Below are 17,024 nucleotides of genomic sequence, written 5' to 3'. Positions count from 1 at the left end.
CCGGCACACCGGCGGAGCGGCGGGTTACAGGCAGAGTGCCATTTCCGGAGATGCGCACCAGTCGGTGTTGGAAACCGGTAGTGTTGGTAGCTCGCGCTCATGAGAGAGAAGCAGCTTTCCGGCAACCGCGGTGTGGCCAGGAACGACGATGGATTGGCGCGACCGCCGAGCGGCAACTCCGCGGCAGCCAGCGCTGCCGATCCATTCGGAGTTATGCTCAGGCAGTCGCCTTTATGAAATCGATGAACGCGCGCAGTGGGGGCGGCACCAGCCGGCGGTCGGAGTAATAGAGGAATGGGCCTGAGAATGGCTGCCACCAATCCGGCAGCACTGGTTCCAATGCGCCGCTGTCGAGATGTGGGCGCAGCCAATCCTCGAAAAGCGAGACGATCCCGACCCCGGCGACGGCGGCATCGACGGCGAGATCGATCGCGCCGCCGACCTGCACGATGAGCGGACCACGCGGCTCGATACGGACGATCTCGCCGGCACGCTCGAACTCCCACGGCGTCGTCAAAGCGCCGCTCGGGAAACGTCCGAGCAGGCAGGCGTGCGCGAGCAGATCACGCGGATGGTCAGGGCGGCCGTGGCGATCGAGATACGCGGGCGCGGCAGCCGTGGCGATCCGCTGGACGCGCGGGCCGATCGGCACCGCGATCATGTCCTGCTCCAGCCGTTCGTCGTAGCGGATGCCGGCGTCGCATCCTGCGGCGAGCACATCGACGAAGCTGTCCTCGGCGACGATCTCCAGGCTGATGCCGGGATGAGCGGCGAGGAAGCCCGGCAGGATCGCCGGCAGCACCAGACGTGCTGCGCTGACGGGCACGTTGAGGCGGAGCGTTCCCGCCGAGCCTTCCCGGAGGCCGCGAAGGGCATTGAGCGCCGCGTCCACCTCCCCGAGTGCCGGGGTCAGCCGCTCTAATAGCCGCGCGCCAGCTTCGGTCGGGGTGACACTGCGCGTGGTGCGGTGGAGCAGGCGCAGACCGAGCCGCGTCTCCAGACGCCGCACGGCTTCGCTCAACGTGGAGGCGCTGGTCCCATTCGTTCGTGCCGCGTCGCGAAAGCCGCGCGCCTTCGCCACGGCGACGAACGCGCTCAGGTCTCCAAGATCACGATCCATTGTCCGATTTTCCGTACAGCTCGTGCGGACCATGATGGATTATCGCGCGGTCGGGCAACGTCTAACTGGTCGAAGAAGAGGAGACAGACATCCAGACGATTGATCAGGCAGGCAGCTTCCGGCTCGGCGACCACACCGTGAAGCGGCTCGGTTATGGTGCCATGCAACTTGCAGGCCCTGGCGTATTCGGCCTGCCGCGCGACCGCGGCGCGGCGCTGGCCGTCCTGCGCGAAGCGGTCGCGAGCGGAGTCGACCATATCGACACCAGCGATTTCTATGGCCCGCACGTTACCAACCAGCTCATCCGGGAGGCGCTCCACCCCTATCGCGACGACCTCACGATCGTGACGAAGGTCGGCGCGGTGCGCGGTCCTGATGGGTCGTGGAACCCGGCGCAGGATGCCTCAGCACTTACAGCGGCGGTGCACGACAATCTCCGGAACCTCGGCCTGGACGTACTGGAGGTCGTCAACATGCGCCTCATGGGTGGCGGCAACGGGCATGGTCCGGAAGAGGGATCGGTCGAGCCGCAACTCGCCGCGCTCGCCACACTTCAGGCGCAGGGCCTTATCCGACACATCGGGTTGAGCAATGCGACGTTCAAACAGATCGAGCAGGCTCGTGGTATCGTCGAGATCGTCTGCGTGCAGAACCAGTATAACCTCGCTCACCGGGATGATGATGCCATGATCGACGCGTTGGCGGCGGACGGCATTGCCTACGTTCCCTTCTTCCCGCTCGGTGGCTTCAGTCCGCTCCAGTCGCAGACGCTGTCCAAGGTGGCGGCACGTTTGAGTGCGACGCCGATGCAGGTGGCGCTCGCCTGGCTGTTGCGGCGCTCGCCGAACATACTGCTGATCCCGGGCACATCCTCGGTCGCTCATCTCCGCGAGAACCTTGCTGCGGCGTCGCTGGAGCTTCCCGATGAAGCGGTGACGGCGTTGGACGACCTCGGCTGACAAGCGGACGGCTGGGAGAGCGACCGCGCATCCGGGAAGCAGGCTATTTCGCGACCACGATCGACGCCAGCAGACCGCCCTCCGGGTGGTTCGCCAGCGAGACACTTGCGCCGAAGGTTTGCGCCTGAGCGCGGGCGATCGTCAGCCCCAGGCCAGTCCCGCCGGTCGATCGTGAGCGGCTCGCACCGCCACGTTCGAACGGTGCGAACATCGCCTCGATCCGGTCCTCGGGAATACCGGAGCCTTGATCGCGAACGGTGATCGTCAGCCCCCTCGTCGAGTCCGAGCACGCGATGTGCGCGCTGCCGCCGTATTTGACGGCATTGTCGACGAGGTTGACGACCGCCCGGGTCAAAGCGTTGGGCTTGACCCGGACGACGGCCCCGCAACCACTCTCGAAGGTCACCGCCGACCCGAATTCGCTCGCATCCTCGGCGATGCTGGACAGCAGCGAGTCGATGTCGACGCTCGATATCGGCTCGCTGCTTTCACTGCTGCGGGCGAGTTCGAGGCCCTCGCGCACCAGTGTCTGCGTGGCCGCCAGATCCGTGGTCAGCCGCTCCTTCAGCGCCTCGTCGGCGACTTGCTCCAGCCGCAGCCGCAGGCGCGTCAGCGGGGTCTGCAGGTCGTGGCTGATCGCCGCCAGCAACTGCGTCCGGTCGCGCACGCCGTCACGCACGCGCCGCTGCATGACGTTGAACGATTTCAGCGCGGCGCGGACCTCGGTCGGGCCGCGCTCGGCAATCGGCTCGGGCTCAGATGCGACCGATATCGTACGGGCCGCGTCCGCGAGACGCCGCAGGGGGGTGGCGGCAATCCGTGCGACGATCATCGCCAGCACCGCGCTCGCCGCCACCACGACCAGAAGATAGGCCGGGTCCAGCATCGAGCTGCGCGGGATGATCAGTGTCGGCAGGATGATGGCGAGGGCGCGCGGCACCCCGGCCTTGTCGACGAAGCGCACCAGCCAGCACTCTGGCATCGGCATGTCGGCGATGCCCGCGGCCAGCCGATCGATATCCTTGCCTTGCGGCGGAAGGCACAGCCCGCCCGGCAACTGGCCACCCTCGGCGTGCGCGGCGCTGCCGAGGCGGGACCTCAGGAGCCGTGCCAGGACGGGATCGGGCGCGGCCAGCGAGACGTTGGCCGGAGCCGGCAGCGCGCCGAGGATCCGCCGCTCGGCAAGCATCTTGCCGAAGATTTCGGGCGATTGCTGCAGCCGCTCGGCGATGTCGGCGACGCTCATCGCGACGCGGTCCAGCCGGGCCTGGTCGAAGTCATGTCGACGGGCATGCTCGGCCAGCAACAGCGATCCGATCGAGGCGGCGGTCATGCCGATCGCCAGGATCAGGAAGATGCGGCCCGCCATCGATCTCATGAAATCCCGGGTCCGGACGAGCATCCCGCGCGGCTCAGGAATAAGTGACATCGCTCGCCAGCACATAGCCCTCGTTGCGCACCGTCAGGATCAGCGCCTCGCCGCCGGCTACCCCGGCGAGCTTTTGCCTAAGACGGCTGATCTGGAGGTCGATCGAACGATCATAGTTCACCGTCGCGGCGCGCTCAGGCAGCAATTCCTCACGCGCCAACACGGTATTGGGCGCCTCCGTGAAGCGGCTGAGCAAGCGGAACTCGGCCGATGACAGGATCACGAGGCGATCGTCGGGCGCGACCAGCCGGCGCTGCAGCAGGTCGAGCCGCCACCCGCCGAAGGTCGCGACGCGCGCATTGCGCGACCTGGCCCCATCCTCGCTCCGCGTCCGGCGCAGCAGATTGCGGACCCGCGCGACGAGCTCGCGCGGTTCGAACGGCTTGGTGAGATAGTCGTCCGCCCCGAGCTCGAGGCCGAGCACGCGGTCGATGGCACTGTCGCGGGCGGTGACCATGATGATCCCGCTGGTGACGCCCTCGGCGCGAAGCTCGCGGCACAGGTTGAGGCCGTCGCCGTCGGGCAGGTTCAGGTCGAGCACGATCAGGTCGACGGGTCGCTCGGCCAGCGCGGCGCGGATGTCAGCGACGCTACCGACACCGACGACATCCTGGCCGTCGCGGACCAGCTGCGCGGTGATCAGTTCGCGAATGTCGTCATCGTCGTCGACGACGAGGATACGGCTGGATTGCTGTTCCTGGTTCGCCTGCATCCGCCCTGGATAGCATCGCGCGGATTGGAAGTCTCGGTGCGGCCCGGTCCCGACACACGCCGATACAAGGCGTTGCGTGCCGTTACAGGACGACAACCGAATTGACGTGATCGACACCAACTTTGGCTACCGGGAACGGCGTGCGTCGCACAGGACGGACCGCGCCGGATTGCACGATCCGCCAGTGCTTCCGGAGAGTTTCATGCGTTTTCCCGTGTCGGCCCGATCCGCCACCCTGGCTCTGACGCCGCTGGTGTTGGTGCTGGGCGCGTGTGCCGACAAGGCGGCGCCGCCTGAACGACCGGCGGCCGAGGTCGGCTTCGTGACGCTGGCCGTAGGCGCGGTGACGCTCTCGACCGAACTGCCCGGCCGCACGACGGCCTTCCTGACGTCGGAGGTTCGTCCGCAGATTTCCGGGCTGATCAAGGCGCGGCTGTTCACCGAAGGTGCGATCGTCGCGGCCGGCCAGCCGCTGTACCAGATCGACCCGTCGCTCTACCGCGCGACCGTCGCGCAGGCGACCGCCGCGTTGGCGAGCGCACAGGCCAGTCTCGTTACCGCGGAGGCCAAGGCCAAGCGCTACGACCGGCTGACCGACATCGAGGCGGTCAGCAAGCAGGACAAGGACGATGTCACCGCCGCGGCAGGGACGGCCCGCGCCGCAGTCGGCGAAGCCCGCGCCACGCTGCAGACCGCGCGCATCAACCTGGGCTTCACCCGGATTACCGCGCCGATCGGCGGGCGCATCGGTCGGTCCGCCTATACGCAGGGCGCGCTGGTCACGGCGAGCCAGACCGATGCGCTGGCGACGATCCAGCGGCTCGATCCGATCTACGTCGATATCACACAGTCGTCAGCCAAGATTGTCGCGTTACGGCAAGCGCTCGCCTCGGGCGGCGCGCTGCCCGCGAGCGCCACGATCCGGTTGAAGCTGGAGAACGGCACCGACTATCCGCAGGCTGGCCGCATCGAGTTCGCCGAGGCGACGGTCGACCAGAACACCGGCAGCGTGACGATCCGCGCGCGCTTCCCCAATCCCAACAACCTGCTGCTGCCCGGCATGTTCGTGCGGATCGTGGCGCCCGAGGCGATCGTGCCCAACGCGATCCTCGCACCGCAGGACGGGATCAGCCGGGACCCGACCGGGGCCGCGACCGCTCTGCTCGTCGGCACGGACAATAAAGTGGTGCAGAAAACCGTCACCGCCGACCGTGCGATCGGTGACAAATGGCTGATCACGGCCGGCCTCACGGCTGGCGACCGCCTGATCGTCGAGGGCGTCGACAAGGCCAGGGCCGGCGCTGTGGTCAAGCCCGTCGCCGTGAAGGCGAACTGAGCCATGAGCAAATTCTTCATCGACCGACCGATCTTTGCGTGGGTGCTGGCGATCGGCATCATGCTGGCCGGCATTGCCTCGGCAATGTCGTTGGCGATCGCGCAATACCCCGACGTCGCGCCGCCGTCGGTGTCGGTCAGCGCGACCTATCCGGGTGCATCGGCCGCAACGCTCGAGACCAGCGTCACCCAGATCCTCGAGCAGCAGCTGACCGGCATCGACGGGCTGCTGTATTTCTCGTCCACGTCGAGTTCGTCGGGCAGCGCGCAGATCAGCGTCACCTTCGTGAAAGGCACCGATCCCGACACGGCTCAGGTGCAGGTCCAGAACAAGGTGCAGCAAGCGCTGTCGCGATTGCCCAACGAGGTCCAGCAGCAGGGGTTGACGGTCACCAAGTCGAACAGCGACTTCCTGATGATCGTCGCGGTGTACGACAAGACCGATCGCGCCAACCAGACCGCGATCGCCGACTATCTGGTCAACACCTACCAGGACCCGCTGGCGCGCGTGAACGGCGTCGGCCAGAGCCAGGTCTTCGGGTCGCAATATGCGATGCGCATCTGGCTCGATCCGTTCAAGCTGGCCGCGGTCAAACTGATGCCGTCGGACGTGCAGGCCGCGATCCAGGCGCAGAACGTCGAAGTCTCGGCCGGGCAGATCGGGCAGAAGCCGGCACCGGCCGGGCAGCGCCTGAATGCGACCGTCACCGCCAAGTCGCGGCTCCAGACGCCGGAGCAGTTCCGCAACATCATCGTCAAGTCGCAGACCGATGGTTCGGTGGTGCGCCTGTCCGACGTGGCGCGGATCGAACTCGGCAACGAGAGCTACGACACCGTGTCCCGCGTCAACGGGCATCCCGGCGCCGCGATCGCGATCCAGCTCGCTCCCGGGGCCGATGCGCTTGCCACCGCCGAGGCGGTCAAGGCCAAGGTCAAGGAGCTCGAAGCCGGCATGCCGAATGGCTATGTCATCGACTATCCGCGCGATACGACCGACTTCATCAAGCTGTCGGTCGAGGAGGTCGTCAAGACGCTGCTCGAGGCGATAGTCCTCGTCGTCATCGTCATGTTCGTCTTCCTGCAGAGCTGGCGGGCAACGCTGATCCCGGCGATCGCGGTGCCGGTCGTGCTGCTCGGGACGTTCGGCGTGCTGGCGCTGTTCGGCTACTCGATCAACACGATGACGCTGTTCGGCATGGTGCTGTCGATCGGCCTGCTGGTCGACGACGCGATCGTGGTGGTCGAGAACGTCGAGCGCCTCATGGCCGAGGAAGGTCTCTCGCCGCGCGACGCGACGATCAAGTCGATGGGGGAAATCGGCAGCGCGCTCGTCGGCATCGCTTTGGTGCTGTCGGCCGTGCTGCTGCCGATGGCGTTCTTCGGTGGCTCGACCGGCGTCATCTACCGGCAGTTCTCGATCACGATCGTCTCGGCGATGCTGCTTTCGGTGCTTGTCGCACTCATCCTGACGCCAGCCCTGTGCGCCACGCTCCTGAAACCCAGCCACCAGGACCCGCTCACTCGCAAGGGACCGTTCGGGAAATTCAACCGCTGGTTCGACCGGACGACCGGGCGCTACGTCAGCGCGGTCCGTGGGGTCGTCGGACGTCGCTTCCTTCACCTCTGCGTCTATGCGGTGATCTGCGTGGTGCTCGCCGTGCTGTTCGTGCGCCTGCCGACCGGCTTCCTGCCGGCCGAGGACCAGGGCCAGGCGCTGATCCAGTTCACGCTGCCCGCCGGCGCGACGGCGGAGCGCACCGATGCGGTCGCCCATCAGATCGAGAATTACTTCCTGACCGACGAGAAGAAGAACGTCGCCAGCCTGTTGAGCATCCAGGGTTTCGGCTTTTCGGGCTCGGGGCAGAACGCGGGGCTCGCCTTCGGCAACCTGGCGCCGTTCAGCGACCGTGGCGACAAGGCCGATTCCGCCGAGGCGATCACCGGGCGCGCGACGATGAAGCTGGCGGCGATCCGTGACGCCCAAATCTTTGCGTTGACCCCACCGGCGATCTCGGGGCTCGGCCAGTCGAACGGCTTCACCTTCGAGCTGCTCAATACCGGCGGCCTCAGCCAGGCGCGCTTCCTCGAGTTGCGCAACCAGCTGATCGCGGCCGCGGGGCAGGATCCCACGCTCGCGGGCGTTCGCGCCGGCTCGCTCGACGATACGCCGCAGCTGCACGTCGATATCGACGAAACCAAGCTCGCCGCGCTCGGGCTGGCCGAGAGCGACGTGACGGCCACGCTCAGCTCGGCCTGGGGCAGCACCTACATCAACGATTTCGTCGATCGCGGGCGTGTGAAGCGCGTCTACATGCAGGCCGACCAGCAGTTCCGCGCCCTGCCGACCGATCTCGACAACTGGTTCGTGCGCGCTTCCGCCACCGGCACGATGACGCCCTTCTCGGCCTTCGCCACATCGAGCTGGACCAAGGGACCGTCGTCGCTGTCGCGCTTCAACGGCCAGTCATCCTACGAGATACAGGGCCAGGCCGCGTCGGGCGCAAGCTCAGGCGACGCGATGAAGGCGATCGTCGCCCTGCAGCAGAAGCTGCCGCAAGGCACCGGCTATGCCTGGAGCGGGCTGTCCTATCAGGAGCAGCTGACCAACGGCCAGGCGCCCAAGCTGTATGCGATCTCGATCCTGGTCGTGTTCCTGTGTCTCGCAGCGCTGTACGAAAGCTGGTCGATCCCGATCGCGGTGCTGCTCGTGATCCCGCTCGGCGTGATCGGCGCGGTCCTGGCGGTGACGCTGCGCGGGCTCGATAACAACATTTATTTCCAGGTCGGCTTGCTCACTACGATCGGGCTGGCGGCAAAGAACGCGATCCTGATCGTCGAATTCGCCGAGGACGCGCACAAGTCGGGCAAGAACGCGCTCGACGCGGCGCTCGAGGCGGCCAAGGTGCGGCTGCGGCCGATCCTGATGACCAGCCTTGCCTTCATTGCCGGCGTCATCCCGCTTGCCATCGCGACGGGGGCCGGCGCGCAGAGCCGGATCGCGATCGGTACGGCGGTGGTAGGCGGAATGCTGACCGCCACGGCGATCGCGATCTTCTATGTGCCGCTGTTCTTCGTGCTGGTCGGCCGTCTGTTCGGCATGGACAAGGCGGCTCCCGCGCCGGCCCCGTTGGCCTTGCCCGCGCCGGAGACCAGGTGATGCGTGCGCTTGTTCTCACCGGCGCCGCGGCGGCGCTGCTGTCGGGCTGCAATCTCGCGCCCGCCTACGTCCGGCCAGGCCTGCCGGTGGCGCCGAGCTTGCCGACCGGCGCATCCTACGGTCCTGCCGCATCGACGACCCAGGTCGATCTGCCGTGGCGCGAGGTCCTGACGGACGCGAAGCTCCGCACGATCATCGACCGCGCGCTGGCCAATAATCGCGACCTGCGCGTCGCCGTCGCCAATGTCGCGTCGGCGCGTGCCAGCTACCGCGTCCAGCGCGCGTCGCAGTTGCCGACGATCGCGGCTGGCGGCACGGCGTCGTATGCCGGCGGTGGCAGCGCGAGCGGAGCGGTCGACGTCTTCGCGGCCGATGTCGGCATCAGCAGCTTCGAGATCGACCTGTTCGGCCGCCTGAAGAACCTCAGCAAGGCGGCGTTCGAGACCTATCTCGGCACCGAGGCGGGCGCACGCAACACGCGGCTGACGTTGATCGCCGAGACCGCCACCGCTTATGCGACGATGGCCGCCGACCAGGAACTGCTCGTCGTCGCGCAGGACACCGTCGCCAGCACCGCGCGGTCGCTGAAGCTTACGGTGGCGCTCAACGAGGCCGGGCTTGCCGGCAAGGTCGACATCCGCTCGATCGAAACCACCAACGCCCAGGCGCGCTCGGACGTCGAGAACGCGACCACGCAGGTCGCGCAGGACCGCAACGCCCTCGAGTTGCTGGTCGGTGCGCCGGTCGAGGATGCGCTGCTGCCCGGCACGCTCGACGATCTGGGGAGGGGGATCGCCAAGGTCCGCGTCGGGCTGTCGTCGCAGGTGTTGCTGGGCCGGCCCGACGTGATCGAGGCCGAGCATCAGTTAGTCGGTGCCAACGCCAATATCGGCGCGGCGCGCGCGGCATTCTTTCCGACGATCACGCTGACCTCGGCGGTCGGCTTTGCCAGCACCGCGCTGTCCTCGCTGTTCACCGGCGGCGCGTTTTCGTGGTCGGCCGGTCCGTCGGCATCGTTGCCGATCTTCGGCGGCACCACTCGCGGCAATCTCGACTACAGCAAGGCCCAGCGCGACCTGTACGTCGCGCAGTATGAGAAGGCCGTGCAGACCGCTTTCCGGGAAGTCGCCGATGCGCTCGCCCGCGCCGGTACGATCGAGCGCCAGCAAGCCGCGCAGGCGGCATTGCTCACCGCGTCGAGCCAGGCCTACACGCTGGCCGAGGCGCGCTACCGCGAGGGGATCGATACCTATCTGACAACCTTGGTGGCACAGCGCGTGACGTGCTCCCCGTTTTCAGGCCGCGCATAAGTTAGGCTCGGTCCACAGTTGTCCCGGATTGGGACGGCTGACGTACGCGGCGGGCGACAGCCCGCCAAGCCCGCTGTGCGGCCGTACGGTGTTGTAGTCGAGCTGCCATGCCGCGATGATGCGCTTCGCGGCGGCGAGCGACGTGAAGGCGTGCTCGTTGAGGCACTCGTCGCGCAAGCGACCGTTGAACGATTCCACAAAGCCGTTCTGCGTCGGCTTGCCGGGCGCGATGTAGTGCCACTCGACGCCGGTTTCCTCGCACCAAGCCAGGATCGCGCGACTGGTCAGTTCGGTGCCATTGTCGCTGACGATCGTCAGCGGCTTGCCGCGACGCTCGACGATCGCCGCCAGTTCGCGGACAACCCGCTTGCCCGAGATCGACGTGTCGACGACGCTGGCCAGACATTCGCGGCTCCAGTCATCGATGACATTGAGCACTCGGAACCGCCGGCCGCAGGCCAATGCATCACTGACGAAGTCGAGGCTCCAGCGCTGGTTGGCACCTTGGGGCAACGTCATCGGTGCCCGCGTTCCCAATGCGCGCTTGCGGCCGCCGCGCTTGCGGACCGTCAGCCGCTCCTCGCAGTACAGGCGGTAGATCTTCTTCAGGTTCATGGTCTTGCCTTCACGCCTGAGCATGATTGCCAGCCGCCGGTAGCCGAACCGCCGGCGCTCGTTCGCAATGGCCCGCAACCGCTCCCGCGCCGCGCCGTCGTCGCTACGCACCGGCTCGTATTGCCAGGCCGACCGGTTCGCTCCAATCAGCCTACAGGCGCGGCGTTCGGAGAAGCCGTGGTCGCCCACGAGCTTCTCCACCGCCGCGAAGCGATCTGCAGGCCGGGTCAGTTTTTTGCCAGCAGGTCCTTCAGCGCCGAAACGTCGAGCATCGATTCCGCCAGAAGCTTCTTCAGCCGCCGGTTCTCGTCCTCAAGCGCCCGCAGCCGGGCGACCTCGGACACCGCCATCCCGCCAAACTTCGCCTTCCAGTTGTAGAACGTCGCGTCGCTGATCCCGTGCTTGCGGCACAACTCCGCCGTCTTCACGCCCGCGTCATGCTCTCGCAGCACGGCAATGATCTGCTCTTCGGTAAAACGGCTCCGTCGCATGGCTCATCTCCTCTCGATGAGCCCAACTTACCAATGGCCTGATTTCAGGGGAGCACGTCACGCGCGCTCTACACCGCGCGCCAAACCCGGATTGCCACCGATCTCACGGCGCTGACCAATCGCATCACACTCTATCAAGTCATCGGTGGCGATAGTGCGAGGCCGGATGCGATCGGTCTAGGCAAGCCAGCGATATCCCGGGAATAACCCCGCGCCAGGGAGCCTGAATGGGATTTCCTTACACCGGCTGACCCAAGACTGCTCTATTTTCCCGATGGCTATGGTCCAGATCGACGCCCGCTAACCCTTTGTGAGCGAATGAAATAACGGAGCGGGTGTCTTGCGAACGGGAGGCTAATTGGTCGTCGCTGCCCATCTTTTCTGCCGACTTTCGCCGAGAACCGCCAAGCCGGCCATCCGGGCCGCGATCCTCCGCACTTTCTGCCTTCGTCCACACGAAGTGGCTTCTTGCGCGATTGGCTCAGAAAACGGCGTGGTCGCCGCGTTCCGGAGCGGCGGTGCCGGCGAGCACGGCGCCGTAGTAGTCGAAGAGCGTCTCGGTGCCGGTCGAAGGGGTTGCCGCCGCATCGTATCGGTGGCTGCGCGGGTCCAATACGAGCATGGATTCGGTGGCATAATAGTGGCCGATCCGAGCAAGTTCGGCTTTGGCGGCGAACGACGGTGCGATGCGGCCGAAGGTGCCGAGGACACCGATGATGCCGCGCAGCAGGGCGACCGGTACGGATCGGAATTTCGGCGCGCGCCCGAGCAGCGCGAACAGCGCCGCTCCCTGCTCGCGGGGCGTGATCGCCTCGCCCGGGCCGCCGATCGGCAGGATACGGTTCCAGCGGCTTTCGTGCTCCAGGCAACCGGCGATGTAGTCGGCGAGGTCGGCGTCGCTGATCGGCTTGCACGCAGTAAGGCGTCCATCGCCAAAGATCAGGAAGGGCCGGCCCTGCCGTACGCGCTCGATCTGGCCGGACAGCGATTTGAAGAAGGCGGTCGGACGCACGATCGAATAGCGCATGCCGGATGCAATCAGGGCTGCCTCGAAAGCCAGCTTGGCGCGCTGGAAAGCGAGCAGCGGCTTCTGCACGCAGATCGCCGACAGCAGGACGAAGTGGCGCACGCCGGCCTGCTGCGCCGCCGCAAGCGCGTTCAAATGTGCGCCGTGATCGATCGCCCAGGCATCGTCCGGCACGCCGGTGCGCGAGGCCATGCAGGACACCACGGCGTCAAAAGGCTCGCCTGCGAAGCCGTCGCGAGCCCAGGACAGCGGATCCGTGACATCCAGTACCCTGACGGTCGCCCCCGCCAACGCCGCGCCGCCCCGCCCGAAGCAGACGACGTCGTGGCCACGTTGTACGAGGGCAGACGTCACCGCACGGCCGATCGTGCCGGTCGCGCCAAGCAGGCAGATCCGCTGGCGCTGTCCCGAGGTCTGATGATCGTGCGTCGCCTTCACCCCGTCCTGCCGGTCCAGAAAGCCACGGGTCAGGCGGAAAGCCAAGCCCGTGGATGCCCTGAGGCAGACGGTGCGGCAGCCGGATCAAGGACCGCGATGGTGCGACCGTCCGGCGCGACTACGGTCTCCATCACCAGAACCGGCTTCCGGGCATACCCTTGAACGGCCCGGCAACCGCCGATGTGATCCAGCCGCCGTAAAAGCCGCCGGGCTGCGGGACGACCGGCTCGCCGTCGACGAAGCACGCGTCCATCGCCCCCGCGTATAAGGCGACGTGGTCGCGCAGGATCGTAAAGGGTGGTGTCGGGTCCGGGTACGACCAGGCAGCTCTCGCCCGGTGCGCGCCGTCCGTCTTCACGTCGAAGTAGCGAGCGTGCCCCTTCCACTCGCAGAAACTCGACCCTCCGGCCGGCACCAGGACACCCGGCGCGATGTCCTCGGGCGGAATATAATAGCTTGGCGGATGGCTGGTCTCGAGTGTCCGCACCGCCCGACGGGTGTCGGCAACGATCGCCCCTCCAAGCCTGATCAGGATGTGTGCGGCGGTCCGCTCCGCGATGGCCGGGCGTGGATAGTCCCACACGCTCTCCTGGCCGGGCCGGAATGGGTCGGGACGAACAGGGTGCACTCTGCCTCAATGCCCAACATCGCCGCGCGATGCGCCGCGCATGTCGTCGCAGCGATGATACGCGCAATAGCCGTTGTAGAGCTGAGCGTAAGTCTGGTCTTGGGAGCCCAGGAAGGGCCGCGGACGGTCGGGATTAGGTTCTCGCCGCCATGAAGCTGCCAGGAACTCCCATTGATGGTCGTAGAAGCCCGCGCCGCTGATCCGCAAGCCTGCGCCCGCTGCCATGCCGCTCGCGAGAGGCCTGTTGAACAGGAATAACGCAACCTACGTTTTAGCTGCTTTTTCCAGACGGAACCACAAATGCGACGGTAAGTGACCGAAATTATGGTGCACCCAAGATCAAAAAGATGGGCACTCAGATCATTGGGAAGTTTCTGTTGCCTTGCTGGACACCAAGTGATCGGGGGTGATGTGCGAGACCGTTCCCGGATGAGCGGACGCAGTGTTCCGGACATTGATTTTGGCGCGGCTGCTGGCGACGGCGCTTGGTACTGAGGTTGCCGAAGATACGCCGTTGGGCGTTCCCTGCTTGGCGGCTTCGCGGTAGCGAGGACCCAAAATCGGCCGTTCAGGCGGCACCTCCCGCGCCCCGAAACCTGCCGCTCGTTCATGTGCACCGACCGACCGTTTCGGCGAACTTGGCCAGTCTCGAACGGCCATGTCTGGGGCGTTGCAGTCATTCCTTGGTGCACGTCGGAGAGAGCCTGCCTCCTCCGCGCGAGAGGAAGTACGCAAAACATGTCCATCGCGATCCAAGCGCCTTTCGGTTCGATGCAGGTTCCATGCTTCGGCTCGGATACAGCGGCAACCGTTCGCGTGACTTGCGACATACGGACGGCAAGCGTTTGACTGTCACATAGACAACGTCGATATGTGCGGACTTGGGTGCCGCAACCTTTAACATCGCGGGCACCTTAGCGCGGACATCACTGCTTCAGGTGGCATCGTCCATTCGACAACGAGATGTCGGCACTTCGTGTCGAGGACCTGGAAAGGGCTCTCCATCAGCATCGGCAACGAGCTTTCGCCGGGCGACCTTGTCCATCTCCGGGCGTTTCTGCTCGTGGCCGAACGTCTGAGCTTTTCGCAAGCCGCAGACGCGCTGCGGGTCAAACCGTCCGCGCTCAGTCACACAATCCGCACTCTCGAGGAACGGCTGGGCATCCAGCTCTTCAACCGCACCACCCGCAGCGTCGCCCTCACCCCGGCCGGCAAGGCGCTCGCCGCGCGTCTGGGACCGGCGATGCAGGCGATCGGCGGCGCACTCTCCGACGCCCGTAGCATCGCCAACCGGCCGAGCGGCACCGTCCGCATCGTCGCTTCCCGGGTGGCGGCGAGGTTCGAGGTGGCACCCGCGCTCGCCCGTCTGGCTGCCGCTGCGCCCGACGTCGTCCTCGACCTGACTGTGACCGACGCGACCATCGACTTCGTGGCGAATGGGTTCGATGCCGCCGTCCGCATCGGCGAGGAGATCGATCAGGACATTATCTCGGTCAGGATCGGTTCTGACCTTCGACAGATACCCGTGGCGTCGCCCACCTATCTCGCAGAGCACGGACGGCCGATCGTGCCCGACGACCTCCAACATCATCGATGCATCCAATGGCGATGGGAAGGACGGGAGACGCCCTACGCCTGGGAATTCAGGCGCGACGGCGAATGGTTCGAGAAGGCGGTCACCGGGTCGTTTATCGTCGACGACCGGCAGGTCGCCATAGGTGCCGCGCTCGCCGGGGCCGGCATAGCCTTCGTCACCGAGCGCGAGGTCGCGGACCATCTTGCGACCGGGGGCCTGGAAGCGCTCATGCTCGACTGGACCGACACCTTTCCCGGCTACCATCTCTGCTATCCCCGGCAACGCCAGATGTCTCCGGCTCTACGGACGGTGATCGACGTCCTGCGCGGGAAGAGCTGATTATCTAATCTCGCTCACAACGACGAGTGGAACACCGGGCGTTATCCTCCAACACCTCCGGGCGCATATCGCTCCTGACGATGCAGCCGAAGCCTGCATCGATATGGAGGAAGAGACATGGCCAGAACCTGGCTGATAACCGGCATCTCCCGCGGCTTGGGCCACGCGCTCGCAACGGCGGCACTGGAGGCCGGCGACCGCGTGATCGGCACGACGCGGAGCGGCGACGCACCTGAAGGCCTGCCCGGTGACCTCACCGTCCTTCCCTTCGAGGCAAGCGATCCCGAAGCCGCCGCCCGTCTGGCGACCGATGCGTTCGGGGTGCACGGTCGGATCGATGTCCTGGTCAACAATGCCGGTTACGGACTGCTCGGTCCGATCGAGGAGACCGACGACAAGGCGCTCCGTGACCTGTTCGAGGTCAACGTCTTCGCGCCCTTCCGGCTGATCCGCGCCGCCCTTCCCTACCTGCGGGCGCAGGGCAGCGGTCACATCGTCAACATGGCATCGATCGCCGGCGTGGCGCCGAGCATGGGCGCCGGCGTCTACGGCGCCACCAAGGCCGCCTTGTCCGCCATGTCGTACAGTCTGGCTGCCGAAGTGTCGCCGTTCGGTCTCTGGGTCTCGGTGGTTTCGCCGGGCGCCTTCCGGACCGAATTCCTCGGAGAGGAATCGATCCGACGGACCGCTGCGGAACGGGCGTACCGCGCCGTCGACGAGGCGTTGGCGAACTGGTCGGCGAACGACGGCCGCCAGGCCGGTGACCCGGCACTTGCGGCGGCAGCGATGCTGCAGCTCGTCGAAGCCGACGAGCCGCCATTGGACCTGTTGCTCGGACAGGACGCCCTGAACCGCGCCGAGCAACGGGCCGAACGCATGGCTGCCGACATCCGCGACTGGCGGACGATATCCGCCGACACCGCCCACCGACCTGCGACGACGAAGACGGAAATCATTCCGGCTGCCTTTTCAGCTCCCCGACTTCGGCCGTCCGTTCATGTCGGTACTCTTGTCGGACCTTGAGCCGGCGAGCATCGTGCTACCGCCCAGCTTGAGCCACCGCATGAACCCGACGATCACCGCCTTCGCGCTGTCCTCCGATCGTGGCCGGGGACTGGCGCGGGATCTGGCGGTGCGGTGGGCTCTGGAGTAGGTGGGCCAGCCTTATGACGTGCGTCTGCTCTCTTTCGCCGCGTTGAAGGAGCCACCGCATCGTGTTCTGCAGCCGTTTGGGCAGATACCGACTTACGAGGACGGCATGCTCGCGTTGTTCGAGTCGGCGGCGATCGTGCTCTGGGTGTGAGGGATCCGGGCGAGGAGCCGAGGGAACCGAGATTGCAGCGATCACGTCCCTCGCTGAATTGTGCGCGGCGGTCATCGCAGGGGCCGTCTTGACCGGCCACGACAAACGCTAGGGCACAGAATTGCGGATGCTAATCGGCAGGCTCGCCGGGTGCATCTAATCCCGGCCTGTGGAATTAAACTCGGCAAGCTGATCGATGCGATCACGATAAACCTGAGCCGTACACGCTGAGCTCCTGCACCGGGACCTTTCGTTGAGAAAGTCAGTCTGCCCGGCATCAATCGCGCGCACGTACGGAGAGTTGCCGCCTTCGATGGCGCCGTAGTACGCCGCAGACATCTGATTATCGAGTGACGCCAGCTCTCTGTCTCGACAGATCATCTGATTGACCTTGGCCGTTGCCCGACGACAGTTGAAGCTCGGCGCAAAGTTGTAGCGTGACAGGCCGAGTGAATGCGCCGGTCGGGACCAACGAGATCCTCGCGCTGCCCCGGCTACCCGAACGTTCGTAGCCACCACCCTGCGGCTCGATACTGCGGAGCGTTGAGGTGCCATCAATCGAGACCCGACATCGATATTTGGGGC

12 protein-coding genes and 1 pseudogene are annotated in these 17,024 nt (G+C 66.2%); 7 read left to right on the top strand and 6 right to left on the bottom strand.

Annotated features, from left to right (window positions below):
- Positions 1-217 precede the first annotated feature (217 nt).
- Positions 218-1,120 carry a LysR family transcriptional regulator gene (locus KX816_15965; GenBank protein ID QXQ05697.1) on the bottom strand — a complete coding sequence of 301 codons (903 nt, stop codon included), beginning with the start codon at positions 1,118-1,120 and terminating at the stop codon, positions 218-220.
- An 89-nt stretch (positions 1,121-1,209) separates the two neighbouring features.
- On the opposite strand from KX816_15965, the gene KX816_15960 reads away from it, so the two are divergent.
- Positions 1,210-2,079, top strand: a complete 870-nt coding sequence (locus KX816_15960) for an aldo/keto reductase family oxidoreductase (GenBank protein QXQ08622.1) — start codon at positions 1,210-1,212, stop codon at positions 2,077-2,079.
- A gap of 43 nt (positions 2,080-2,122) precedes the next feature.
- Here KX816_15960 and KX816_15955 read toward each other — a convergent pair whose 3' ends face one another.
- Complete coding sequence (locus KX816_15955; GenBank protein ID QXQ05696.1) at positions 2,123-3,508, bottom strand: HAMP domain-containing protein; 1,386 nt, start codon at positions 3,506-3,508, stop codon at positions 2,123-2,125.
- Positions 3,492-4,220, bottom strand: a complete 729-nt coding sequence (locus tag KX816_15950; GenBank protein ID QXQ05695.1) for a response regulator transcription factor — start codon at positions 4,218-4,220, stop codon at positions 3,492-3,494. The genes KX816_15955 and KX816_15950 overlap by 17 nt, the downstream gene beginning before the upstream one ends.
- Positions 4,221-4,422: 202 nt before the next feature.
- On the opposite strand from KX816_15950, the gene KX816_15945 reads away from it, so the two are divergent.
- Genes KX816_15945 through KX816_15935 form a run of 3 tightly spaced genes read left to right on the top strand, consistent with a single transcriptional unit; the run spans position 4,423 to position 10,022 of the window.
- Positions 4,423-5,556 (top strand): efflux RND transporter periplasmic adaptor subunit, encoded by a 1,134-nt coding sequence (locus KX816_15945; GenBank protein QXQ05694.1) that lies wholly within the window; start codon positions 4,423-4,425, stop codon positions 5,554-5,556.
- A 3-nt stretch (positions 5,557-5,559) separates the two neighbouring features.
- Positions 5,560-8,712 carry an efflux RND transporter permease subunit gene (locus KX816_15940; GenBank protein QXQ05693.1) on the top strand — a complete coding sequence of 1,051 codons (3,153 nt, stop codon included), beginning with the start codon at positions 5,560-5,562 and terminating at the stop codon, positions 8,710-8,712.
- Positions 8,712-10,022, top strand: coding sequence for an efflux transporter outer membrane subunit (locus KX816_15935; protein ID QXQ05692.1), 1,311 nt, complete (start codon positions 8,712-8,714; stop codon positions 10,020-10,022). Before KX816_15940 ends, KX816_15935 begins: the two co-directional genes overlap by 1 nt.
- Here KX816_15935 and KX816_15930 read toward each other — a convergent pair.
- The 3 genes from KX816_15930 to KX816_15920 all read right to left on the bottom strand — a co-directional run bounded on the left by KX816_15930 (position 10,008) and on the right by KX816_15920 (position 13,221).
- A protein-coding gene (locus KX816_15930; protein QXQ05691.1) for an IS3 family transposase occupies positions 10,008-11,128 on the bottom strand; the annotation gives its coding sequence in 2 pieces (ribosomal slippage) (positions 10,008-10,882 and positions 10,882-11,128; 1,122 coding nt in all). The genes KX816_15935 and KX816_15930 overlap by 15 nt on opposite strands.
- 481 nt (positions 11,129-11,609) lie before the next feature.
- Positions 11,610-12,593: an NAD(P)H-binding protein gene (locus KX816_15925; GenBank protein QXQ08621.1), complete on the bottom strand. Its 984-nt coding sequence runs from the start codon at positions 12,591-12,593 to the stop codon at positions 11,610-11,612.
- Between the two features lie 130 nt (positions 12,594-12,723).
- Positions 12,724-13,221 (bottom strand): DUF427 domain-containing protein, encoded by a 498-nt coding sequence (locus tag KX816_15920; GenBank protein QXQ05690.1) that lies wholly within the window; start codon positions 13,219-13,221, stop codon positions 12,724-12,726.
- Between the two features lie 976 nt (positions 13,222-14,197).
- Between KX816_15920 and KX816_15915 the strand changes: the two genes are divergently transcribed.
- From KX816_15915 to KX816_15905, 3 genes and pseudogenes are all read left to right on the top strand, one after another.
- A complete protein-coding gene (locus KX816_15915; protein QXQ05689.1) occupies positions 14,198-15,136 on the top strand; it encodes a LysR family transcriptional regulator in 939 nt (312 codons plus the stop codon).
- A 117-nt stretch (positions 15,137-15,253) separates the two neighbouring features.
- Positions 15,254-16,159, top strand: a complete 906-nt coding sequence (locus KX816_15910) for an SDR family oxidoreductase (GenBank protein QXQ05688.1) — start codon at positions 15,254-15,256, stop codon at positions 16,157-16,159.
- Between the two features lie 40 nt (positions 16,160-16,199).
- A pseudogene (locus KX816_15905) lies at positions 16,200-16,430 on the top strand (glutathione S-transferase).
- Positions 16,431-17,024 lie beyond the last annotated feature (594 nt).

This window comes from Sphingosinicellaceae bacterium (assembly GCA_019285715.1).
Classification (GTDB): domain Bacteria; phylum Pseudomonadota; class Alphaproteobacteria; order Sphingomonadales; family Sphingomonadaceae; genus Glacieibacterium.
Note: the sequence above shows the minus strand (reverse complement) of the source record. Positions and strands in the feature narration are given on the sequence as shown.